The sequence below is a fragment of the Pseudodonghicola sp. genome (genome assembly GCF_048268305.1).
Taxonomy (GTDB): domain Bacteria; phylum Pseudomonadota; class Alphaproteobacteria; order Rhodobacterales; family Rhodobacteraceae; genus Pseudodonghicola.
Genome location: NZ_JBLWVT010000002.1, coordinates 184,319 through 207,512, shown reverse-complemented (window position 1 = coordinate 207,512; position 23,194 = coordinate 184,319). Strand labels below are relative to the sequence as shown.

Sequence of the window (23,194 nt, the reverse complement as noted above, 5' to 3'; positions counted from 1 at the left end):
CCCCTCTACCGCCCCGCCCTAGGGGCGTAACTTGGTATTGATTGCAAATTCGTCCCCTATCCTGCGCAAGAAAATTTCGCAAGCGCGGCATAGAATCGTCCGATCGTTTGGTACATATGAGCTACACCCATCTGCGCACCTTCTGTTCGTATCGCGCGAACTCCGCCCGATATTTGCGCCGCATACGATCTTCCTCGGGCAGGATGAAGCGCCGTTCCAGCACCCAGGTCAGGATCGGGATCAGCGGCAAGGCCAGAACCGCGTCAAATCGCAGGATCAGCCCGGCCAGCAGCAGCACGTCGCCCAGATAGATCGGGTTGCGGCTGCGGCTGAAGACGCCCGACTGCACCAGCCGATCGGGCGTCTTGTGCGGCAGGACGGTGGTGTGCTGGCGCCGCAACTCATAGACGGCGAGCAGCATCAGCAGTACCCCGGCCCCGGCCAGAAGCCCGCCGAGCAGCTGCGCCCAATCCCCGCCGAAGCTGAGCCCCATGGGCCAGAACCGCGCCTGGGCCCAGGCCAGCACGGCACAGGCGACCAGCCAGACCGGCGGCACATCCAGCCAGCGCATCACGCATCACCCAAGATTTTTCGAAAAATCTTGGCAAATTTCTTCGAAGAAATTTGCATGATCGCCGCTCCCTCTCGCTGCCTGTCGCCCGATATTACCCGCTTTCGGTGACAGTCAAAACCAGTTGCGATGAAATGCGGTATCGTCTGACGAAGTGACGGTACGACGCGCCTTGCGCCGGCCCGGTCAGCGGCTAGTCTGCCGATCGACCAAGGGAGGATTTCAGATGTCACTGACAGGAAAACACGCGCTCGTCACCGGTGGCGGCACCGGCATCGGTCTGGCCATTGCCCAGGCGCTGGCGGCTCAGGGGGCGCAGGTCACGATCACCGGCCGGCGCCAGGCGGTGCTGGACGAGGTCGCCGGTGACGGGATCACCGGCATGGCGATGGACGTGCGGTCGGAAGAAGAGGTCGTCGCCACCATCGCCGCGGCGGTCGAGGCCCGCGGCCCGATCCAAATCTGCGTCGCCAATGCCGGCATCGCCGAGGGCCGCGCGCTGCACAAGACCTCGCTCGAGATGTGGCGCAACATCATGGCCACCAACCTCGACGGCGCCTTCCTGACCATCCGGGAAAGCCTGCGCGGCATGGTGCAGACCGATTGGGGCCGGGTGATCACCGTGGCCTCGATCGCCGGGCTGCACGGGCTGAAGGGGGCGGCGGGATATTCGGCCTCGAAACACGGGGTGATCGGGCTGACCCGATCGCTGTCCGAGGATTACCTCGGCACCGGTTTCACCTTCAACGCGATCTGCCCCGGCTATGTCGATACCCCGATCGTCACCCGCAACACCGAGACCATCGCCCAGCGCACCGGGCTGAGCGCCGACAAGGCGCGCGACATGATGGTGAACGAGAACCGCCACCGTCGCCTGATCGAACCCGAAGAGGTCGCCGCCGCCGCCATGTGGCTGGTCGGCCCCGGATCGCAGAGCATCAACGGCCAGTGCATCGAGATCGCCGGCGGCCAGATCTGAGCCGCTCAGGCGCCGCGCTCCGTCAGCGCGGCGTCAACCCGGCCCCGATCAGCGCGGCCAGCTGTTCGACCCGCACCACATAGCTGGGATAATCCGGCACCGCCATCTTGATGCCCTTCAGCGCCGAGGTCAGCGTCGCGGCGATCTGGTCCGGCGCACCGGTCAGGCGGACCTGCCCCGCCGCCGCGGCCTGCGCGAGCCATGCGGCATAGACGGAGGTCAGCCGCGCCTCCCCCGCCTTGACCAGATCACCGGCGACGGCGAAGCCCGCGTCCATCAGCTCCATCCCGTGCGGGGAGCTGATCATCAGCTTCACCACATCGCCGCCATGGACGGCAAAGGCCGCCGCCAGACGGTCTGCCACGCTGCCACCGCCCTCCAGCGCCACCGAAATCTCTCGAGCGGCCGCATCATAATGCGCCTCGGTCAGGGCGCGATAGATGTCTTCCTTGTTGCGGAACCGCAAGTAGAGCGCCGGACGCGACACGCCGGCGCCGCGCGCTATATCATCCATCGAGGTCTTGCGGAATCCATAGGCCGCGAAGGCCTGTAGCGCCGCCTGCAGAATGACGGACTGCCGGGTATCGGGTGTCGTTTCGCTCATGCGGACGAGCTGACAGAAAATGACTAAAATGTCAATTGACATGCCAATTACAAACTGACACTTTGCGTTACAAATGTCAGACCTCATTCAAGCCGGGAGTCTCCCCATGCCAATTTCTCTGACGATCAATGGCACGTCTCACAGCGTTGATCTGCCCGAAGACGTCCCCCTCCTCTGGGTGCTGCGCGACGAACTGGGGCTGACCGGCACGAAATACGGCTGCGGCGTCGCCGCCTGCGGTGCCTGCACGGTACAGATCGACGGGGTGGCGGTGCGCAGCTGTCAGGTCGCACTTGGCGATGTGGCGGGGGCGGTCACCACGATCGAGGGTCTTGGCACGCCCGACATGCTGTCGGCGCTGCAACAGGCCTGGGTCGATCATCAGGTGGCGCAATGCGGCTATTGCCAGTCCGGCCAGATCATGCAGGCCGCCGCCCTTCTGGCCGAAACGCCCACCCCCACGGATGAGGAGATCGACGAGGCGATGCAGGGCAATCTCTGCCGCTGTGGCACCTATCCCCGCATCCGCGCCGCCATCCACAGCGCCGCGACCATGATGAAGGAGGGCTGAGCCCATGTCCCGTATCGGTAAAATCGCCCGCCGCTCCTTCCTGATCGGCTCTGCCGCGCTGATCGGCGGCGTCGCCTTCGGCGCCTATTACGTCTCCCGCCCGGCGCCGAACCCGCTGACGGCGCCCAAGGGTGGCGGCACGCTCAACCCCTTCGTGCTGATCGACCCCCAGGGCATCACCCTGATCGCCCCCAAGGCCGAGATGGGCCAGGGCGTGCATACCACCTGGGCGGCGCTGATCGCCGAGGAGCTGGATGTCGATCTGGATCAGGTGCGGGTGCTGCATGGCCCCGCGGCGCAGGCCTATTACAATTCCGTGGTGATGGGAGAGGTGCTGCCCGACAAGGGCTATGACCGCTCCGATTTCACCCATGCGGTGGCCGAACAGCTGGGCAAGCTCGGCAAGGTGATGAACATGCAGCTCACCGGCGGCTCCACCTCGATGCCCGACGGGTTCGAGCGGATGCGCGCCGCCGGCGCCAGCGCGCGGGAGACCTTGAAGGAAGTGGCCGCCAAGCGGCTGGGGGTCGCGCGCGCCCAGCTCAGGACCGAGCGGGGCGAGGTGATCGCGCCGGATGGCAGCCGCCTGCCCTATGCCGATCTGGCAGAGGAGGCCGCGACGCTGGCGCCGATCGAGGCGCCGCTGCGGCCGAAGTCGGACTGGCGGCTGCTGGGCAAGACCCAGCCGCGCATCGACATGCTCGCCAAGGCCACCGGCACCGCCACCTTCGGGATCGACGTGCGGCAGAAGGGGATGAAATTCGCCGCGCTCAAGATCAACCCGCATCTGGGCGGCAAGATGATCCGGCTCGACGATACCCAGGCGCGGCAGATGCCCGGGGTCGACAAGGTGGTGAACCTGGGCGACGGCTTTGCCGTGATCGCCACCAACACCTGGCTGGCGATGCAGGCGGCCGAGGCGGTCGATGTCGACTGGGGCCCGAGCCCGCATCCCGCCGATATGGAGGCGATCTTCGGCAAGATCGCCAAGAGCTTCGACGGTGGCGCGAATTCCACCCTGCGCGAGGACGGCAACGTCGAGGAACCGCCGCTCGGCACCCAGATCATCAGCGCCGAGTATCGCCTGCCCTATCTCGCCCATGCGACGATGGAGCCGATGAACGCCACCGCGCTCTATTCCGGGATCCGGCTGGATCTCTGGTGCGGCAACCAGGCGCCGATCTTCGCCCGCAACGCCTGTGCCGAGGCGGTGGGGCTGGAGCCCGAACAGGTCGAGGTGCACACCACGCTGATGGGCGGCGGTTTCGGCCGGCGGGCAGAGTTCGACTTTTCCGTCTATGCCGCCCGGGTGGCGAAGGAGATGGCGGATACCCCGGTCCAGCTCACCTGGAGCCGGGAAGAGGACATGAGCCATGACTTCTATCGCCCCGGCGCCGTGGCGCGCTATCGCGGTGGGGTGAAGGATGGCAAGGCGGTGATGATCGACGGGCAGATCGCCGCCCAGGGGGCGACGCAGCAGGCGATGGGCCGCTGGCTCGGGCTGCCGGCGGCGGGCCCCGACAAGGGCACGGTGGATGGCGCCTATAACCAGCCCTATGCGATCCCGAACTACCGCATTCGCGGCTATCTGGCCGATCTCGACCTGCCGGTGGGCTTCTGGCGGTCGGTCGGCGCCTCGTTCAACGGGGTGATGTTCGACTGGTTCCTCGACGAAATGGCGATAGCGGCCAAGGCCGATCCGCTGGCCTTCCGGCTGGCGGCGATGGGCGAGACCTATGCCCCCGCCCGCGCGGTGCTGGAGGCGGTGCGCGAGATGTCCGGCTGGACCGGCCCCAAGCCCGCCAATACCGGGCGCGGTGTCGGTTTCTGCTACAGCTTCGGAGTACCCACCGCCACGGTGATCGAGGTCGTGGATCGCGACGAGGGCATCGCCATCAGCCGCGCCTGGATCGCGGCAGACGTGGGCACCGCGCTCGACCCCGGCAATCTGGAGCAGCAATTCACCGGGGCGCTGGCCTATGGTCTGTCAGCCGCCTGCTTCGGCGAGATCACCTTTACCGGCGGTGCGGTCGATCAGCAGAATTTCCCCGATTACGACGCGCTGCGCATCCACACGATGCCGAAGGTCGAGGTGAAGATCCTGGAAACCCAGGCCCATATCACCGGCGCCGGCGAACCCGGCACGCCCCCCGCCATGGCGGCGCTTGGCAATGCGATCTTTGATCTGACCGGCACCCGGCCGCGCCGGCTGCCGCTGGCCGGGGATTTCGATCTGATGAGCTAGGCCGGCCAGCCCTTGAGCAGGGCCGCGAGCGCCGCCCAGTCGGTATATTCGCGGTCCTGTCCCGACGCGATCCGCTGCCCCTTGCGCCAGGCGATCCAGCGCATCGCCCAACGGCGCAGGGGGCCATAGGCGCCGAACCGGAATGCACCGGCGACATGCTCCACCCGGCCCGGCCGCCAGCCGGAGGCGGAAGCAAAGGCAGCGGCGATCCGGTCCAGCGCCGCGCGCTCGTCCGGGTCATTGCCCGCGGCCACGAGCGAGACGACAAGGAATAGCGTCGGCATTCGGTTCAGCGTGCCGGCGTGCTCGGAACAGAACTCGGCCAGTTCCGGCTGCAACCGGCCCAGATGCACCGATCCCGCCAGGATCGCCGCGTCAAAAGCGGCCAGGGCGACCTCGGCCGCATCCCCGGCCGGCAGCATTTCGACGCTCAGCCCCTTGGCAATAAGCTGTTCAGCCGCAAAGCGGCAAATCTTGCGCGTCTGGCCTTCGGTGCTGGCATAGCAGATCAGGATGCGCCGAGGCGCCCCCTGCCCGGCCTCGCTCAGGCGCTGCACTTCAGCGGTTGGGCGTGTTTCCGGGCAGCCCAGTCATGAACGGCCTTGCCGAAGGCGGTGAACAGTGGCCGCGACACCGGGTCGTTCACCGCGTCCCATTCGGGATGCCATTGAACCGCCATGGTAAAGCCCTTGGCGTCGCGCACCCGGATCGCCTCGGGCGTGCCGTCGGGGGCCCAGCCTTCCACCACGATCCGTTCGCCCGGGCGTTTGATGCCCTGGCCGTGCAGCGTGTTGGTCATCACCTCGGGCGCGCCGAACAGCTTGTGAAAGGCGCCGCCCTCGACCAGCCGGACGCGATGGCGCAGGGCGAATTTCTCTTCCAGCGTGCCGTTCGGCGGCATCCGGTGGTTCATCCGGCCGGGCAGATCGCGGATTTCGGGATAGAGCGAACCGCCCATGGCGACGTTGACCTCTTGAAAGCCGCGGCAGATGCCCAGAAACGGCTGTCCCCGCTCGACGCAGGCGCGCACCAACGGCAGGGTGATCGCGTCACGCGCCCGATCAAAGGCACCATGCGCCGACGTCTCCGCCTCGCCATATTCCTCGGGGTGGACATTGGGCCGCCCGCCGGTCAGCAGGAAACCGTCACAAATCTCCAACAGCTCGTCGACGCAGGAGAACCGGGGATCGGCGGCGATCAGCATCCCCAGACAATCCGAGACGCCCGAGACCGCCTCGAAATTCATCGTCCCGCCCCCGTGAGCCGGATAGGTCTCGTTGAGCAGGAAGGAATTGCTGATGATGCCGACAACAGGGCGGGTCATGGGAAAATATCTCCGAATACTCCCCTGATAGATATAAAGAGGACTGCTGCCCTGCAACAGTCCGCCCCTGCGCCACGGCGCAACCGGTTGTGCCCGGCTGCACAAGAAATGGGCACCGGATCAGTCTTCGCCCACCAGCCCCGCGGCCGCGATGCCGATCAAGGCCGCGCTGGCGTCATTGTCCGAGGTGTCGCCGGTCACCCCGACCGCGCCGATGATCCGCCCGTCGCCGTCGCGCACCAGAACGCCGCCCGGCACCGGCACCATCTGGCCGCCATAGACCCCGTTCAGCGCCGACATGAAATAGGGCTGCGCCTCGGCCCGGGCCATCTGCTTGCGCCCACCCATGCCCATCATCACCGCGCCATAGGCCTTGCCCTGGGCGATGGCGAAACGGCCCGGAGGGGCGCCATCCTCGCGCTCGAACGCGATCGGGTGACCGCCCGCATCCAGAACCGCCACTGCCAGCGGTCGCATGTCGCGCGCCCGCGCCGCCTCCAAGGCGGCGCGGATGATGCCCCGCGCCTGATCCAGGTTTATGTTCATCCGATCTCTCCCAAACGCCTGTCGCCTGCCCGTCTCGTCGCATAAATCCGATCCCGGCGGAAGCCCCGCGCGGAGGGGCGGGCATGGCCGGGCGGCACCGACTCACCTTTGCGTGATCGGAACCGCCCGGCGCGAAGCAAGCCTGAGGCGAAACCGCCGCGGCCCCCGAGCGGAACCTGCCCGGGACTAAACATCGCCGACCGGCGGCCCGGCAGCGGCCTTGACCCGGAAAGACCTTGACTGACAACCCTCTGATCCAAAACTGCCTTTCCAGACGGAAAGCAAATATATTTACTATAAACGCGACATAATATAAACGCTTTTACAATTAAATCCTTTTATTTCTTAAGGTTATTTCATTCTTTTCAAGAACGGGTATTATGAGGCGAGGAGAGACACTATTCGACGGCGTGCAGGGGCACTCTGCGCTACAGTCGGACAGAAGACAGTCAGAGGGAGGAGCCTGACATGAACAGTCCCGCACATCCGGAGATCCGAGTCTACGCGCCGACGGCCGAAACGATTGCCCGCGCCCATGTGGATGCCGCGAAGTATCAGGAAATGTACGCCGCTTCGGTCGAGGATCCCGAAGCCTTCTGGGGGGAGCAGGGCAAGCGGCTTGACTGGATCAAGCCGTACAGCACCGTCAAGAACACCAGTTTCGAGCTTGGCGATGTCCATATCGAATGGTTCGGCGACGGCACGCTGAATGTCTCGTCCAATTGCCTCGACCGCCATCTGGCGACCCGCGCCGATCAAACCGCGATCATCTTCGAGCCCGACAATCCCGACGAGCCGGCCGAATACATCACCTATGCCCAGTTGCACCGCCGGGTCTGCCGGATGGCCAACATCCTTGAGACACTGGGTGTGCGCAAGGGCGACCGGGTGGTGATCTATCTGCCGATGATCCCCGAGGCCGCCTATGCGATGCTGGCCTGCGCCCGGATCGGCGCCATCCATTCGATCGTCTTCGCCGGCTTCTCGCCCGACGCGCTGGCGGCCCGGGTGAACGGCTGCGACGCCAAGCTGGTGATCACCGCCGACCACGCCCCGCGCGGCGGCCGCAAGACACCGCTGAAATCCAATGCCGACGCGGCGCTGCTGCACTGCAAGGACACGGTGAAATGCCTGGTGGTGAAACGCACCGGCGACCAGACCACCTGGATCGCCGACCGCGATTTCGACTATAACGAAATGGTGCTGGAGGCCAACGACTACTCCCGCCCGGTCGAGGTGAGCGCCGAGGATCCGCTGTTCATCCTCTATACCTCCGGCTCGACCGGCCAGCCCAAAGGGGTGGTGCATACCTCGGGCGGCTATCTGCTCTATGCCGCGATGACGCATGAGATCACCTTCGATTATCATGAGGGCGATGTTTACTGGTGCACCGCTGACGTGGGCTGGGTCACCGGCCACAGCTATATCGTCTATGGGCCGCTGGCCAATGGTGCCACCACGCTGATGTTCGAGGGCGTGCCGACCTATCCGGATGCCTCGCGCTTCTGGCAGGTCTGCGAAAAGCACAAGGTCACCCAGTTCTACACCGCCCCCACCGCGATCCGCGCGCTGATGGGCCAGGGGGAGGAATTCGTCCGCAAATGTGATCTCTCCAGCCTGCGGCTGCTGGGCTCGGTCGGCGAGCCGATCAACCCCGAGGCGTGGAACTGGTATCACGAGGTGGTCGGCCAGGGCCGTTGCCCGATCGTCGACACCTGGTGGCAGACCGAGACCGGTGGCCATCTGCTGACCCCCCTGCCCGGCGCCCATACGCTGAAGCCGGGGGCGGCGATGAAACCCTTCTTCGGGGTGCAGCCGGTGGTTCTGGATCCGCAATCGGGCGAGGAAATCCAGGAAAGCCCGACCGAGGGCGTTCTGTGCCTCAAGGACAGCTGGCCGGGCCAGATGCGCACCGTCTGGGGCGATCACGAGCGGTTCGAGAAGACCTATTTCGCCGACTACAAGGGCTATTACTTCTCGGGCGACGGTTGCCGCCGCGACGAGGATGGCGACTATTGGATCACTGGCCGGGTCGATGACGTGATCAACGTCTCGGGCCACCGGATGGGCACCGCCGAGGTCGAAAGCGCGCTGGTGGCCCATGTCGCCGTGGCCGAGGCTGCGGTGGTCGGTTACCCGCATGAGATCAAGGGGCAAGGCATCTATTGCTATGTCACCCTGATGCATGAACAGGAGCCGTCGGAAGAGCTGAAGAAGGAGCTGCGCAACTGGGTCCGGACCGAAATCGGGCCGATCGCCAGCCCCGACGTGATCCAATGGGCGCCCGGCCTGCCGAAGACCCGATCGGGCAAGATCATGCGCCGCATCCTGCGCAAGATCGCCGAAAATGACTTCGGATCGCTCGGCGACACCTCCACCCTGGCCGATCCGTCCGTCGTCGACGATCTGATCGCCAACCGCGCCGGCAACTGAGGAGCGACCCGATGGACGGAGCCACCCAAGTGACCACCGCCCCCGCCGTTCTGATCCTTCTCGGCCCTCCGGGCGCCGGGAAGGGCACCCAGGCCCGCATGCTGGAAGAGAAATTCGGCCTGGTGCAATTGTCGACCGGCGATCTGCTGCGCGCCGCCGTCGCCGCCGGAACCGAGGCTGGCCTTGCCGCCAAGGCGGTGATGGAGGCCGGCCAACTGGTCAGCGACGAGATCGTCATCGCCATCCTGCGCGACCGCATCGCCGAGCCCGATTGCGCCCGGGGCGTGATCCTCGACGGCTTCCCGCGCACCACCGTGCAGGCCGAGGCGCTGGACGATCTGCTGGCCGAGAGCGACCAGAAGATCAACGCTGCCGTCAGCCTCGAAGTCGACGACGGCGCCATGGTCGAGCGGATTTCCGGCCGCTACACCTGCGGCACCTGCGGCGAGGGCTATCACGACAGTTTCAAGACCCCCGCCGTGGCCGGGGTCTGCGACAAATGCGGCGGCACCGAGATGAAGCGCCGCGCCGACGACAAGGCGGAAACCGTCGCCAGCCGGCTTGAGGCCTATCATGCCCAGACCGCGCCGCTGATCGCTTATTACGGCGACAAGGGCGTGCTGCAATCCATCGACGCCATGGGGCAGATCGACACCATCGCCGAGGAGCTGGCGCGCATCGTCACCGCCGCCACGGCCTGAGATCGCACCACCGGGGCCCCGATCGCGGGGCCCCGCACCGCAAGACCAGACGACCCGAACATCGAGATTTTCCAAAGGACCCGCCCCGGCGGACCGAGGGAGGTATGCCTGCCGGCATGACCGGCGGCAAATGTGAGCGGCTGTCCGGCCCTCCCGTCCAACAGCGGGGACCGGCGCCCAGGAGGAAGCAAGGAGGAACCGCAATGGCGGATAAAACACAAGGCTCGGCCCAAGGGCCGGGGGCCGGCAAGGCCTATTGGCAGGTCAACCTGCGCATCATTCTGATCAGCCTGGTGATCTGGGCGCTCTGCTCGTTCGGCTTCGGCATCGTGCTGCGCCCGATGCTGTCGGGGATCGCGGTGGGCGGCACCGATCTGGGCTTCTGGTTCGCCCAGCAGGGGTCGATCCTGGTCTTTCTGGCGCTGATCTTCTTCTACGCCTGGCGGATGAACAACCTCGACCGTGAATTCGGCGTGGACGAGGAGTGAGCGCCATGGATCAGTTTACCATCAACCTGCTTTTCGTCGGCGCCTCCTTCGCGCTCTATATCGGCATCGCGATCTGGGCCCGGGCCGGCTCCACATCGGAATTCTATGCCGCCGGCCGGGGCGTTCACCCGGTCATGAACGGCATGGCCACGGCAGCCGACTGGATGTCGGCGGCCTCCTTCATCTCGATGGCCGGGCTGCTGGCCTTCGGCGGCTATGACACCTCGGCCTATCTGATGGGCTGGACCGGCGGCTATGTGCTGCTGGCGCTGCTGCTCGCGCCCTATCTGCGCAAGTTCGGCAAGTTCACCGTGTCCGAGTTCATCGGCGACCGCTTCTATTCCAAGACCGCGCGCATGGTGGCGGTGATCTGCCTGATCATCGCCTCAGTGACCTACGTGATCGGCCAGATGACCGGCGTCGGCGTGGCCTTCGGCCGCTTCCTCGAAGTGTCGAACACCACCGGCCTGCTGATCGGCGCCGTGGTGGTCTTCGCCTATGCGGTCTTCGGCGGCATGAAGGGGGTGACCTATACCCAGGTGGCGCAATATGTCGTGCTGATCTTCGCCTATACCATCCCGGCGATCTTCATCTCGCTGCAGCTCACCGGCAACCCGGTCCCGGCGCTGGGTCTCTTCGGCGACCATGTCGCCAGCGGCGAGCCGCTTCTGGCCAAGCTCGACCAGATCGTGCACGACCTGGGCTTTGCCGAATATACCAAGCAACAGGGCAATACGCTCGACATGGTGCTGTTCACCCTGTCGCTGATGATCGGCACCGCCGGCCTGCCGCATGTCATCATGCGCTTCTTCACCGTGCCGCGCGTCGCCGATGCGCGCTGGTCGGCGGGCTGGGCGCTGGTCTTCATCGCGCTGCTGTACCTGACCGCGCCCGCGGTGGGCGCGATGGCGCGGCTCAACATCACCGACATGATGTGGCCCAATGGCACCAAGGGCGACGCGGTGTCGATCCAGCAGATCGAGACCGATCCGAAATACGCCTGGATGGAGACCTGGCGGAAAACCAACATGCTCGGCTGGGAAGACAAGAACGGCGATGGTCTGATCCAGTATTACAATGACGCGAGCCCCGAGATGAAGGCCAAGGCGGACGCCGCCGGCTGGAAGGGGAACGAGTTGACCAACTTCAACCGCGACATCCTGGTTCTGGCCAACCCGGAAATCGCCAACCTGCCCGGCTGGGTGATCGGCCTGGTGGCCGCCGGCGGTCTTGCCGCGGCGCTCTCCACCGCCGCCGGTCTGCTGCTGGCGATCTCCTCGGCGGTGAGCCACGATCTGATGAAGGGTCAGTTCACCCCCAATATCAGCGAGAAGGGCGAACTTCTGTCGGCCCGGATCGCCATGGCCGTGGCCATCGCGGTGGCGACCTGGCTGGGTCTGAACCCGCCGGGCTTCGCCGCCCAGACCGTGGCCCTGGCCTTCGGCCTTGCCGCTGCCTCGATCTTCCCGGCGCTGATGATGGGCATCTTCTCGACCCGCATCAACAACGCTGGCGCCGTGGCCGGGATGATCACCGGCCTGGTGGTGACGCTGATCTATATCTTCCTGCACAAGGGCTGGTTCTTCGTGCCGGGCACCAACAGCTTCACCGACGCCAAGCCGCTGCTGGGGCCGATCAAGTCGACCTCCTTCGGGGCGGTGGGCGCGCTGATCAACTTCGCGGTCGCCTATGCCGTCGCCGGCATGACCAAGGAGACCCCGCAAGAGATCAAGGATCTGGTCGAAAGCGTGCGCATTCCGCGCGGTGCGGGCGCGGCGCAGGATCACTGATCCCTCTGCGCGCGCTCCGGCTGTCCCTTCCGGGGCGCGTGTACACCAGCCGACGCAGCCCGCACTTCCCCCGCGGGTTGCGTCGGCCTCCTCTCCTCCACGCTCCGGGCTCCCCGGGGCGTGGTCTGAGCGTCCAGCCAGCCCTCACGCGACGCGGCAATGTCTTCTCTTGCGGCGGGCTTGCTGACACAGTGGAATTCGTGCGCCGAGGATCGCGCCGGCCCCGAGGGGGCGGCCGGTCGGGCGCGATCCGGGACTGACACGCCCCGGGAAACGTGAATTCCAGACACCGCCCTCACGCGACGATTGCCCATGCCCCTGTCCCATACCGACCTGATCCGCTTCCTCGCCTCGGTGCACCCCTATGACAGCTTCGGTGCCGAACGGCTGGAAGAGCTTGCCCCCCGGTTCCGGCTGATCGAACTTGCCCCGGGCGCCTCCGTCTACCGGATCGGCGATCGGTTGGAGGGGCTCTATGTGCTGCATCACGGCGAGGTGGAGGTCTGCGACGACAATGGCATTCCCCTGTCGCTGCTGGGGCCGCGCAATTCCTTCGGTGAACGCGGGCTGATCCGCGACGGGCTGGCGGCGACCTCCGCCCATGCCACCGCGCCGACGCTCTTGCTGCTGCTGCCACGTGCCGAGTTCGACCGGCTGATGCGGGAGGAACCCCGCTTCGCCCGGTTCTTCGACCGCCGCCGCCCTGCCCCGCGCCCCGGGACCGATCTCGCCTCGGCCCGGATCGACAGCTTCATGGCGCCCTCCCCCCGCACCTGCCGGGCCGAGGCCAGCGTTGCCGAGGCCGCCCGGCTGATGCGAGAGGCGCATATCTCCTGCCTTTGCGTCACCGAGGACGGCGGCCGGCTGACCGGCATCCTGACCTTGCGCGATCTGGCGCGCCTGCTGGCCGAGGGGCGCACCCCCGACACCCCGGTAGCCGAGATCATGACCGCCGATCCGCTGAGCCTGCCGCCCACCGCCATCGGCGCCGACGTGCTGCATCTGATGATGGAGCACCGCATCGGCCATGTGCCGATCATCGAGGCCGGCCGGCTGATCGGCATCGTCACTCAGACCGATCTGACCCGGGTGCAGGCACTCAGCTCGGCCGAATTGGTCGCCACTCTCGCCCGCGCCGAGAGCGGCGCAGAGATGGCCCGTACCACCGCCCGCATCCCGCGCCTGCTGGGGCAACTGGTCGCCGGCGGCACCCGGCACGAGGTCACCACCCGGCTGATCACCGATCTGGCCGATACCGCCACCCGCCGTCTGCTGGCGCTGGCCGAGGTGACGTTCGGCCCGCCCCCGGTGCCCTATCTCTGGCTCGCCTGCGGCAGCCAGGGACGGCAGGAGCAGACCGGGGTGAGCGATCAGGACAATTGCCTGATCCTGAGCGATGAGGTGAGCGAAGAGCAGAAGACCGGCTATTTCGCCGATCTGGCGGCTTTCGTCAGCGACGGGCTCGATGCCTGCGGATATTTCTATTGCCCGGGCGAGATGATGGCGACCAACCCGCGCTGGTGCCAGCCGCTGCGGACCTGGCGGCAGTATTTCGCGGGCTGGATCGCCCGCCCCGACCCCGAGGCGCAGATGCTGGCTTCGGTCATGTTCGATCTGCGCCCGATCGGCGGCGATCAGAGGCTCTTCGACGGGCTGCAGGCGGAGACCCTGAGGGCGGCCGCGACGAACTCGATCTTCGTCGCCCATATGATCGCGAATTCCCTGAAACACACGCCACCGCTCGGGCTCCTCAGAGGGTTGGCGACGATCCGTTCTGGCGAGCATCGCAACACGATCGACATGAAGCACGCCGGGGTGGTGCCGGTGGTCGATCTGGGGCGGATTTATGCGCTGCAGGGGCAATTGACCCCGGTCGGCACCCGGGCGCGGCTGGAGGCGGCGACGGCGGCGGGTCTCTTGAGCGGATCGGGCGGCCGCGATCTGCTGGACGCCTATGACCTGATCGCCGAGACCCGGCTGGCACATCAGGCGGCGCAGATCCGCGCCGGCGGGCGCCCCGACAATTACCTCTCTCCGGCCGATCTGTCGGATTTCGAGCGCAGCCACCTGCGCGACGCCTTCGTGGTGGTCAAGACGCTGCAATCGGCCTTGGGTCAGGGCAAGGGGATGCTGAGCTGAGCCGGAGGCCCCTCGCCCCCCTGATGACGGGGCTGGACGGCGAGAGCCTCCGGCGGGAGTATTTGGGCAGAGCGGAACGCACGGGCGCCGCCCGGGGGACGAAGGAAGGGAAGACCACATGATACTGGAACTGATCGCGGTGATCGTGGCGGGGATCGCCACCGGCGGCGTCATGCTGTTGCTACGGCGGCTGAGCCGTGGCCGGCTGCCCGGCTGGCTGGTGCCGGCCGCGGCGGGCATCGCGATGATCACGGTCACCCTGACCAGCGAATACAGCTGGTACGGGCGCAGCGCCGCCGCCCTGCCCGAAGGGGTGGAGGTGATCGAGCAGGTGCGCCAGCGCCAGGGCTGGCGGCCCTGGACCTATGTGGTGCCGATCACCGAACGCTTCATCGCGCTGGATCGCGGCACCCTGCGGCAGAACCCGTCGCGGCCCGGTCTCTATCTGGCCGATCTCTATCTGTTTGCCCGCTGGACGGCGCCGAAATGGATCACCGTCGCGGTCGATTGCCCCGGCGAGCGGCAGGCGCTTTTGGGGAACGAGGCGGATTTCGGCCCGGATGGCGAGATCTCCGGCGCGGTCTGGCAGGTGACGGGGATGGATGATCCGCTGATGGCGGCGCTCTGCACCGGGGGCGCGTGATGCGCCAGGGACTGCGGCTGCGGGTCTTTCTGTTCTTCTGCCTGCTGGCCCTGGGCGGCAGCGCGGTGACGGCGCTGGGGCTTTGGGCCGGCTATGCGCGAAGCGGGCGGCCCGAGGTCTTTGACGGCTTTGTCATCGCCGGGCTGATTGCGGCCTTGGGGCTTTGTGCGCTGTCGGCCGGTATCTGGCTCCTGTTCGACGAGAATGTGGCGCGGCCGATCGAGCGGCTGGCGGCGCAGTTGCGTGGCCGGGCCCATGCCGGGGTGGAGACCGATCTCGACCTGCATGGGGTGCGCTATCTGGGCGATCTGGGCCCTGCGGCGGCAGCCATGGCGGGGCAGCTATCGGCCAGCACGCTGGCGACCGCCGGGACGGTAGCGGCAGAGACCGCCCGGCTCGAGGCCGAAAAGACCCGGCTGGCCGCGCTGCTGACCGAGGTGCCCATCGCCACCGTGCTGCTCACCCCGGCGCATCGGATCGTCCTTTATGACGGGCAGGCCGCCGGCATGCTGGCACAGGTGGCGCATCCGCGGCTCAACGCCTCCCTCTTCGACTACCTCGATCGGGCGGCGGTGGAGGCGGCCTATGCCCGGCTGGTGAAGACCGGGCGCGAGGTGGCGCTGGTTGCCAGCGGCTCCGACGGGGCGCAACGCTATAGCGCCCGGATGAAACCGCTGGGCGATGCGCCGGGCTATCTGCTGATCCTCGACGACAGCACGGCAGAGATCGGCCCCGAGGCGGCGCGGCCGCTGGTCTATGACTTCGCCCTGCTGGATCAGCCGCATGATCTGGCGATGGAGGCGCGGCGGCTGGAGGATCTGGCCTATGTCGTCTTCGACACCGAAACCACCGGGTTGCTGCCGCATAAGGACGAGATCGTGCAATTGGGCGCGGTGCGGGTGCTGCGCGGCCGTATTCTTCCGGGCGAGGAGATCGACCAATTGGTCGATCCCGGCCGGCCGATCCCGCCGGGATCGACCCGGGTGCACGGGATCACCGATGCGATGGTGGCGGGCGCCCCGGGGATCGACCGCGTTGCCGCCAGCTTCAACCGCTTCGCCACCGGCGCGGTGATCGTGGCGCATAACGCGCCCTTCGACATGGCCTTTCTGCGCCGACAGGCCAAGCAGAGCGGGCTGGTTTGGGACAATCCGATCCTCGACACCGTGCTGCTCTCCGCCGTGCTCTTCGGCACGTCCGAGAGCCATACGCTCGATGCGATCTGCCTGCGCCTCGGCGTCGTCCTGCCGGCAGAGCGCCGCCACACCGCCCTGGGCGATGCGCGCGCCACGGCAGAGGTTCTGTGCCGCATGCTGCCGATACTGAAGGCGCAGGGGCTTGAGACGCTGGGCGCGGTGCTGGAGGAAACCCGCCGCTATGGCCGATTGCTCGAGGATTTGAATTGAGGGGCAAAAAATCGCCAATCAGCCTTTTCCATTCAAGATACCTATACGGGAACACTCAAAACTGAAAATCTACCAAAAGATGAAATTCGCGGGCATCGTTCGACGCACATTGTCATTGATTAGTTCAGCAAACCGAAGAGTTCCCCATGACGACCTTAACGTTTTACGAGCTTCCCGAAACCATATCCGGCGCCTATCTCGGACTGACCTTGGACAGCCCCCGTGCTCTCGATGGCGCCGTTTTTGCGGACGCCACGACCATCAGCGCACGTCTGAGCTTTCTGGCGGGCGCCACATATGACGTCATTTTGGAAGGGGATTTCATCTACGGAGGGCTCGGAACGCTGAAAGGAACAGTGACCTCGATCACCTTCAGCGTCGAAGGATACACAGAACTCTCCATTCCGGATTTATCCGAGGATGCAGCCAAACTCTGGCTTACCATGATGAGCGACGTGACACCTTTTCTGAGCGAGCTTTTGGATGGTGACGACGTGATTGTCGCCGCCAGCAATGCGCTCCACATCAAGATCGGTGACGGTAATGACGATGTCACCGGCAGCCCTCAGGCCGACCGTATTGATGGAGATGACGGCGACAAAATCCTCCGTGGCCTTGGCGGGGACGACATACTTAAAGCCGGGTCGGGAAACGACACGCTGCTGGGCGGCGAAGGGAATGACCAATTGTCAACAGGCGACGGCAACGACGTCCTGATCGGCGGGAACGGCGACGATATCCTTAGGTCCGGGGCCGGCCGGAATCTGCTGAAAGGAGGCGCTGGGGATGACGAGCTTTCCGGAGGGATACAGCGTGACAAGCTGCACGGAGGAACGGGCGACGACAAGCTGTCAGGCAGGGCCGGAAACGACAGATTGTTCGGTGATTCGGGCAATGACAGATTGCTGGGAGACGACGGCCGAGACCTCCTGAGCGGCGGCGACGGCAACGATATCCTCGACGGCGGCGCCGGGCGGGATGAATTGATCGGCGGAGACGGCGATGACACGCTGGTGGGCCAATATGGCGACGACATCCTGACTGGCGGAGACGGAGCGGATGAATTCCTCTTCCCCTGGTTCCGGAAAGCCCGCGGTCATGGTCATGGCGACTACGTCATCACGGACTTCGATCCCACCGAGGACAACATCCGCCTCCACAGCCGGTATAACCCTATCACCCTGACCCAAATAGATACGGACGTTCTGATCACGAGTGAGTTGGGGATAAGTACGATAACGATCCAGAACGTTCTGGTTTCCGAGCTTGAAGATACCATCTCCATAGTCGGCCGGCTCCACTGGTAGCCACCAGCACAAAAAAGCCGGATGGAGCTTTACGTTCCACCCGGCGGTTGAATTCAGACCAGCCCCTGCCCGATCAGCTCTCGGGCCACCGTGCGGAAGGCCGCGGCCTGGGGGCTGTCGGGTTGGGCGGCGGTGATCGGGGTGCCGCCGTCGGCTGCCAGCCTGATATCAAGGTGCAACGGGATTTCCGCCAGCAGTGGCACGCCGAGTTTCTCGGCCTCGGCCGCGACGCCGCCGTGACCGAAGACATGTTCCTCGTGCCCGCAGTTCGAACAGATATGGGTCGACATATTCTCGATCATGCCCAGGATCGGGGTCTTGAGCTGGCGGAACATGTCGATGCCCTTGCGCGCGTCCAACAGGGCCACGTCCTGCGGCGTGCTGACGATGATGGCGCCATCGACCACGAACTTCTGGCCCAGCGTCAGCTGCACGTCGCCGGTGCCCGGCGGCAGGTCGATCAGCAGCACGTCGAGTTCGCCCCATTCGACCTGCATCATCAACTGTTGCAGCGCCCCCATCAGCATCGGACCGCGCCAGACCACCGCCTGAGTTTCATCCTTCAGCATCAGACCGATCGACATCATGGTGACGCCATGGGCCTGCAGCGGGATGATGATCTTGCCGTCCGGGCTGCCCGGCCGCTTGCTCACCCCCATCATGCGCGGCTGCGAGGGGCCGTAGATATCGGCATCGAGCAGCCCCACCCTCTTGCCCTCGGCGGCCAGCGCCACGGCGAGGTTGGCGGCGACGGTCGACTTGCCGACGCCGCCCTTGCCCGAGGCGATGGCGATGACATGCTTGACGCCCGGCACCCGCTGCGGACCGGCGGGCTTGGGCTTCGCCGCAGGCTTCAGATCGGGCGGCGCCTTGTCGGCATGGGCGGTCAGCATGACCGAGGTTTTCTCGACCCCCGGCAGGCGGCGCAGCCGTTCTTCGGCCAGCGCGCGGACGGTTTCCATCCGCTCGGCCATCTTGGGGTCGATCTCCATCACGAAGCGGACCTGCCCGCCCTCGACGGTCAGGGCGCGCACCACGCCGGCGCTGACGATATCCTGACCGCTGGCGGGATCGGTGATCTGCTTCAGCTCTTCCAATACGGCTTCGCGGGTGGTCATCGGCGGGCGCCCCTCTTCTGGCTCGGTCTCTGGCTGTCGCGCCCTTTCTGCCCCAGAGGACCAGTCGCCGCCAGCCCTCCGGCCCCGGCGAAAGCGCAAAGCTCAATTGCAGATATGTCTTTTGACGGAAAAGACCAGCCGGTTATTCGGCGGCTTCCGGCGCCTCGGCCTCGATCACCGCGGCGCGCTTTTCAACTTCGAGCACGATATGGTCGATCATCTGGTCGTTCGACATCTTGTGGCTGGCCTTGCCGGCCAGATAGACCATGCCGGAGCCTGCGCCGCCGCCGGTGAAGCCCACATCGGTCATCAGCGCCTCGCCCGGGCCGTTGACGACGCAGCCGATGATCGACAGCGACATCGGCGTCTTGATGTGCTCCAGCCGCTTTTCCAGGATTTCCACGGTCTTGATCACATCAAACCCCTGCCGCGCGCAGGAGGGGCAAGAGATGATGTTGACGCCGCGATGCCGCAGGCCCAGCGATTTCAGGATCTCGTAGCCGACCTTGACCTCTTCCACCGGATCGGCGGACAGGCTGACGCGGATCGTGTCGCCGATCCCCATCCACAGCAGATTGCCCAGGCCGATGGCGGATTTGATCGTGCCCGACATCAGCCCGCCGGCCTCGGTAATGCCCAGGTGGATCGGCGCATCGGTCGCCTCGGCGATGCCCTGATAGGCGGCGGCGGCCAGGAATACGTCCGAGGCCTTCACGCTGATCTTGAAGTCGTGGAAATCGTTGTCCTCGAGGATGCGGATATGTTCCAGCCCGGATTCGACCATCGCCTCGGGGCAAGGTTCGCCGTATTTCTCGAGCAGATGTTTCTCAAGCGAGCCGGCGTTGACGCCGATGCGGATCGAACAGCCGTGATCCTTGGCCGCCTTGATCACCTCGCGCACCCGCTCGGGGCTGCCGATATTGCCCGGGTTGATGCGCAGGCAGGCGGCGCCCGCCTCGGCCGCCTCGATGCCGCGGCGGTAATGGAAATGGATGTCGGCGACAATCGGCACCGGGCTTTCGGCGACGATCTCCTTCAATGCACGCGCCGAAGCCTCGTCCGGGACCGAAACGCGGACGATATCGGCGCCCGCATCCGCCGCCGCCTGCACCTGCGCCACGGTGGCGAAGACATCGGTGGTCAGCGTATTGGTCATGGTCTGCACCGAAATCGGCGCGTCGCCCCCCACGGGGACATTGCCCACCATGATCTGACGAGATTTGCGACGATAGATGTTGCGCCAGGGGCGCACCTGGTTCAGCGACATGACGGCGGTCCGCTTGCTGGTGTCCGTTGCCCGCTAAATAGGCCGGTCGCGCCCCATCCGCAATGGCGCTTCGGCGATCAGCGACATCCGGCCCCATCCGGCGGCGCGAAACCTCGTCGCCCCGGCGTTGCGCTACGGCGGTTATTGGCCCTGGGTCTGGACAGTCTGCGCCTCGGCCACCATGCGGGCCAGGTCGCGGTCCTGCTTCAGATCGGCAACCTGATAGCGCTGGGTCACCGCGTCAATCGACAACGGCAGTTTCGAGGTCACCACACCACGTTCCCCCACCGGCCCGTAATGCTTGCCGTTGACCGCGAAATAGATCGCCCCGGATTCGCCCGCCCGCAGGGTCGGCGGCTCCTCGGTGGCGGGGATCCGATAGGTCTGACCGCTTTCCATGATGCCTTCGAAGATCACCGAGCCGTCGGCGGCGCGTACCCGCACCCAAGAGGGGCGCACGGCCACCATGGTCAAACTGGGCGCCGCCTGTTCGACCACCTGCGGCACCACCTCGTCCGGGCGGGAGGGTGTTGCGGAAGCCATCTGCAGAAGCGGCGATTCCGCGGCCGCCAGGGTTCCGACGCTGTGCGGATCGAGGGTGGAGATCGGCGCGTCGCGGGCCATCAGCACCGGCACATCCAGCGCCTGCGGCCGATAGAGCCGATCGAGTGCCTCGGCGCTCGGCGAACTCACCCCGGATTCCGAGGTTCCATTGACGGCAGCCCCCTGCAGCGGATCGAGATCGGAAAGCACCATCGGCACCTGTTCGACCGGCGCGACCTGCACCTGCTGCACCTCTTTCAGGACGCTCCAGCCGCCATAGCCGATGCCGGCGATCAGGGCGAGAAGCACGAGCGACGAGCCCACGGCCCGCGGTTCGATCCGGCTGAGGAACCCCTCGCGTTCCGGAATGAAAGGCGTGCTGGGCGCGGTGAAGGGATCACGGTCAGCGCCCTGGGCGGCCTTCTTCTCGATCCGGGCAGGTTTCACCCCCGAGGCCCGCGCCGACATACCATGCGCGACGCTGAAGCCGCTTTCGCGGCAGAAGGCCTCATAGGCGAGATCCGGGTTCATGTTCAGATAGCGCGCATAGGACCGCACATAGCCGGCGATGAAACCGGGGGTGTCAAAGGCGGAGGGGTCGGTATTCTCGATCGCGGCGATGTAATTGGCCTTGATGCGCAGCTCACGCTGCACATCAAGCAGGGATTTCCCCAAGGTGGCGCGTTCCCCGCGCATCATGTCACCGAGACGGACCTCGAAATCGTCGAAACCTTTCAGTTCGACAGCCTGATCTTCCTCAGATTTGCGCTGAAGCTTGCGCCCAATCATCCCTGCCGCCCCGTGCCGCCTGCCGCGAAATTCCAAGTCACACAGTGGAATCGCCTGCCAGATTCGCCTGTGTTTGTTGTTAAGGGAAAGCTACCATACCGCAAGCCGATTGCACAGAAGGCAGCGTTCATCCCGCCAGTTCGGCACGATTCAGCGCACAATGGGACCAAAGTTCATCCATGGCCTGAACAAGCTGGTTAATCTCGTCCCGTCCATGCACCGGCGAAGGCGTGAACCGCAGCCGTTCGGTGCCGCGCGGCACGGTGGGAAAGTTGATCGGCTGGACGTAGATCCCATAGCGTTCGAGCAGCATATCGCTCAGCATCTTGGTGTGCACCGGATCACCCACCACCACCGGCACGATATGGCTCCCGTGGTCGATGATCGGCAGACCCAGCCCCTTGAGCCGCAGTTTGAGGATCCTGGCCTGTTCCTGATGCTTGTCGCGCAGCGCCTGATCGGTTTTCAGATGGGCGATCGAGGCCGCCGCCCCCGCCGCCACCGCCGGCGGAATCGAGGTGGTAAAGATGAAGCCCGGCGCATAGGAGCGGATGGCGTCGCACATCCTGTCCGAGGCCGCGATATAGCCGCCAAAGACGCCGAAGGCCTTGCCCAGCGTGCCGTTGATGATGTCGATCCGATGCGCCAGCCCGTCGCGCTCGGACACGCCGCCGCCGCGGGGGCCGTACATGCCCACCGCGTGCACCTCGTCGAGATAGGTCAGCGCGTTGAACTCGTCCGCCAGGTCGCAAAGTTCGCGGATCGGCCCGAAATCGCCATCCATCGAATAGACGGATTCGAAGGCGATCAGCTTGGGCGCCGCCGGATCATCGGCCGCCAGCAGGTCGCGCAGATGGGCCAGGTCGTTGTGGCGGAAGATCCGCTTGGAACCGCCATTGCGCTTGATCCCCTCGATCATCGAGGCGTGGTTCAGCTCGTCCGAATAGGTGATCAGACCCGGGAACAGCTTCTGCAGCGTGCTCAGCGTCGCGTCATTGGCGATATAGGCCGAGGAGAAGACCAGAGCGCCCTCCTTGCCATGCAGATCGGCCAATTCGGCCTCAAGCCGCTTGTGATAGACGGTGGTGCCGGAAATGTTGCGGGTGCCGCCCGACCCGGCGCCGGTGGCGTCGATCGCCTCGTGCATCGCGGCGAGGACGACGGGATGCTGCCCCATGCCCAGATAATCGTTGCCGCACCAGACGGTGATCGGCTGCTCGGTCCCGTCGGGCTTGCGCCAGACCGCATGCGGGAATTGACCCTGCTTGCGTTCGATGTCGATGAAAGTCCGATACCGGCCCTCTTGGTGCAGACGGTCGATCGCGAGATCCAGTTGAGCGTTATAATCCACGCGCCTTCCTCTTCGCTTTTTGGCGTTCCGGCCTCCGGTCCGCAGAATCGGCTCCAGACCTGCGGCTCTCGGCGGCTCCTCCCCTCCGAATGAAGCTGTTATAGGGGGCGAGCTGCCGTTTTTATAGGCTACATTTTGCCGCTACGTCCTTTCCTTGACCTGAGTCAAGACACGAGACCGGGATCGTCCTGCGGTTGCGGCGCGATCTGCGCCACCGACGCCGGATTTGCGCGCCGCCAACGGCCCCGCCCTGGACGGTTGCCGCCCCGACCCGCCCCGATCCGCGACATCCCGACGGCACGCCGGCGCTGAATCCCCCGCCCAAGCTGGACACCCCGGCGCGCGGTGCTAGTCTCGCGCCGATCAAACCACTTCCAGG

Annotated in this window: 20 protein-coding genes; 11 read left to right on the top strand and 9 right to left on the bottom strand. The window is 65.7% G+C overall.

The window, feature by feature from the left end:
- Positions 1-121 precede the first annotated feature (121 nt).
- The gene (locus tag ACN0V4_RS04110; protein WP_417673288.1) at positions 122-571 is read right to left on the bottom strand and encodes a methyltransferase family protein; all 450 of its coding nucleotides are present in this window, start codon (positions 569-571) and stop codon (positions 122-124) included.
- 226 nt (positions 572-797) lie between these two features.
- Between ACN0V4_RS04110 and ACN0V4_RS04105 the strand changes: the two genes are divergently transcribed.
- Entirely contained in the window at positions 798-1,550 is a 753-nt protein-coding gene (locus ACN0V4_RS04105; protein ID WP_417673286.1) for an SDR family NAD(P)-dependent oxidoreductase, read from the top strand.
- A gap of 22 nt (positions 1,551-1,572) precedes the next feature.
- Here the strand turns inward: ACN0V4_RS04105 and ACN0V4_RS04100 are convergent, their stop codons facing one another.
- Positions 1,573-2,154, bottom strand: a complete 582-nt coding sequence (locus ACN0V4_RS04100; protein WP_417673284.1) for a TetR/AcrR family transcriptional regulator — start codon at positions 2,152-2,154, stop codon at positions 1,573-1,575.
- A 106-nt stretch (positions 2,155-2,260) separates the two neighbouring features.
- Between ACN0V4_RS04100 and ACN0V4_RS04095 the strand changes: the two genes are divergently transcribed.
- Complete coding sequence (locus ACN0V4_RS04095; RefSeq protein ID WP_417673282.1) at positions 2,261-2,725, top strand: (2Fe-2S)-binding protein; 465 nt, start codon at positions 2,261-2,263, stop codon at positions 2,723-2,725.
- Positions 2,726-2,729: 4 nt separating this feature from the next.
- On the top strand, positions 2,730-4,970 hold the full coding sequence (locus tag ACN0V4_RS04090) for a molybdopterin cofactor-binding domain-containing protein (protein WP_417673280.1): 2,241 nt from the start codon (positions 2,730-2,732) through the stop codon (positions 4,968-4,970).
- On the opposite strand, the gene ACN0V4_RS04085 is transcribed toward ACN0V4_RS04090, so the two are convergent.
- The 3 genes from ACN0V4_RS04085 to ACN0V4_RS04075 all read right to left on the bottom strand — a co-directional run bounded on the left by ACN0V4_RS04085 (position 4,967) and on the right by ACN0V4_RS04075 (position 6,840).
- On the bottom strand, positions 4,967-5,527 hold the full coding sequence (locus tag ACN0V4_RS04085) for a flavodoxin domain-containing protein (RefSeq protein ID WP_417673278.1): 561 nt from the start codon (positions 5,525-5,527) through the stop codon (positions 4,967-4,969). The genes ACN0V4_RS04090 and ACN0V4_RS04085 overlap by 4 nt on opposite strands.
- The gene (locus tag ACN0V4_RS04080; protein ID WP_417673276.1) at positions 5,515-6,294 is read right to left on the bottom strand and encodes a gamma-glutamyl-gamma-aminobutyrate hydrolase family protein; all 780 of its coding nucleotides are present in this window, start codon (positions 6,292-6,294) and stop codon (positions 5,515-5,517) included. Before ACN0V4_RS04080 ends, ACN0V4_RS04085 begins: the two co-directional genes overlap by 13 nt.
- 120 nt (positions 6,295-6,414) lie before the next feature.
- A complete protein-coding gene (locus tag ACN0V4_RS04075; protein ID WP_417673274.1) occupies positions 6,415-6,840 on the bottom strand; it encodes a GlcG/HbpS family heme-binding protein in 426 nt (141 codons plus the stop codon).
- A 468-nt stretch (positions 6,841-7,308) separates the two neighbouring features.
- Between ACN0V4_RS04075 and acs the strand changes: the two genes are divergently transcribed.
- The 8 genes from acs (at position 7,309) to ACN0V4_RS04035 (ending at position 17,747) form a co-directional block, all read left to right on the top strand.
- Complete coding sequence (gene acs, locus ACN0V4_RS04070) at positions 7,309-9,273, top strand: acetate--CoA ligase (protein WP_417673272.1); 1,965 nt, start codon at positions 7,309-7,311, stop codon at positions 9,271-9,273.
- Positions 9,274-9,284: 11 nt separating this feature from the next.
- Positions 9,285-9,974: an adenylate kinase gene (locus tag ACN0V4_RS04065; RefSeq protein ID WP_417673270.1), complete on the top strand. Its 690-nt coding sequence runs from the start codon at positions 9,285-9,287 to the stop codon at positions 9,972-9,974.
- Positions 9,975-10,177: 203 nt separating this feature from the next.
- Complete coding sequence (locus ACN0V4_RS04060) at positions 10,178-10,462, top strand: DUF4212 domain-containing protein (protein WP_417673268.1); 285 nt, start codon at positions 10,178-10,180, stop codon at positions 10,460-10,462.
- A 5-nt stretch (positions 10,463-10,467) separates the two neighbouring features.
- Positions 10,468-12,252 carry a sodium:solute symporter family protein gene (locus ACN0V4_RS04055; protein ID WP_417673266.1) on the top strand — a complete coding sequence of 595 codons (1,785 nt, stop codon included), beginning with the start codon at positions 10,468-10,470 and terminating at the stop codon, positions 12,250-12,252.
- Positions 12,253-12,564: 312 nt separating this feature from the next.
- Entirely contained in the window at positions 12,565-14,391 is a 1,827-nt protein-coding gene (locus tag ACN0V4_RS04050) for a DUF294 nucleotidyltransferase-like domain-containing protein (protein ID WP_417673264.1), read from the top strand.
- Between the two features lie 118 nt (positions 14,392-14,509).
- Positions 14,510-15,034, top strand: a complete 525-nt coding sequence (locus ACN0V4_RS04045; RefSeq protein ID WP_417673260.1) for a hypothetical protein — start codon at positions 14,510-14,512, stop codon at positions 15,032-15,034.
- On the top strand, positions 15,034-16,440 hold the full coding sequence (locus ACN0V4_RS04040; protein ID WP_417673258.1) for an exonuclease domain-containing protein: 1,407 nt from the start codon (positions 15,034-15,036) through the stop codon (positions 16,438-16,440). Before ACN0V4_RS04045 ends, ACN0V4_RS04040 begins: the two co-directional genes overlap by 1 nt.
- A 146-nt stretch (positions 16,441-16,586) precedes the next feature.
- Positions 16,587-17,747, top strand: a complete 1,161-nt coding sequence (locus tag ACN0V4_RS04035; protein WP_417673256.1) for a calcium-binding protein — start codon at positions 16,587-16,589, stop codon at positions 17,745-17,747.
- 53 nt (positions 17,748-17,800) lie between these two features.
- On the opposite strand, the gene ACN0V4_RS04030 is transcribed toward ACN0V4_RS04035, so the two are convergent.
- The 4 genes from ACN0V4_RS04030 to hemA form a co-directional block, all read right to left on the bottom strand.
- Positions 17,801-18,865, bottom strand: a complete 1,065-nt coding sequence (locus ACN0V4_RS04030) for an Mrp/NBP35 family ATP-binding protein (protein ID WP_417673254.1) — start codon at positions 18,863-18,865, stop codon at positions 17,801-17,803.
- A gap of 142 nt (positions 18,866-19,007) precedes the next feature.
- Complete coding sequence (gene ispG, locus ACN0V4_RS04025; protein WP_417673252.1) at positions 19,008-20,132, bottom strand: flavodoxin-dependent (E)-4-hydroxy-3-methylbut-2-enyl-diphosphate synthase; 1,125 nt, start codon at positions 20,130-20,132, stop codon at positions 19,008-19,010.
- A 141-nt stretch (positions 20,133-20,273) separates the two neighbouring features.
- Positions 20,274-21,464, bottom strand: a complete 1,191-nt coding sequence (locus ACN0V4_RS04020) for a helix-turn-helix domain-containing protein (RefSeq protein ID WP_417673250.1) — start codon at positions 21,462-21,464, stop codon at positions 20,274-20,276.
- Between the two features lie 127 nt (positions 21,465-21,591).
- Positions 21,592-22,815, bottom strand: a complete 1,224-nt coding sequence (hemA, locus tag ACN0V4_RS04015) for a 5-aminolevulinate synthase (protein ID WP_417673248.1) — start codon at positions 22,813-22,815, stop codon at positions 21,592-21,594.
- Positions 22,816-23,194: the final 379 nt, after the last annotated feature.